The following is a 377-nucleotide window of genomic DNA, read 5'->3' on the forward strand; positions in this document are numbered from 1 at the left end:
TTTTCAATCGTGGATACATACGTATCCTTAACATACTAAAACGACTGCCATTATTGGCATCAAACCAATATCGATTCATACACCCTAAATCTTCTAATCGATAATTAGGCCAAAGATACAATTTTAAGTTCATTAATTTTTTAGTATTTATATCAAGACGGTTATTCGTGTCCATAAATTGAGTATAGTTCCCTATGTTGTTCTCATTGAACAATACGTAATTTCCGTCTACAAGACTCATATTTCCAGAATTTAAACTTAAACAGGTTCTAATTCTCAATTCTCTACGACGTCTAGGAGATAAAATCTTTTCAGGAACAAAAAAATAATCTTCATTAGTTTGGTACTTATTCTTATGAACTATCGAAATAGCTAGA

Annotated in this window: 1 protein-coding gene; it reads right to left on the reverse strand. The window is 30.5% G+C overall.

Going from position 1 to position 377, the window contains the following annotated elements:
* Positions 1 to 377, reverse strand: a 377-nt coding sequence (locus tag QQK25_RS24965) for a hypothetical protein (RefSeq protein WP_284190105.1), incomplete at both ends; no start/stop codon positions are given.

This window comes from Zoogloea oryzae, from assembly GCF_030161255.1.
GTDB classification, from domain to species: Bacteria; Pseudomonadota; Gammaproteobacteria; order Burkholderiales; family Rhodocyclaceae; genus Zoogloea; species Zoogloea oryzae.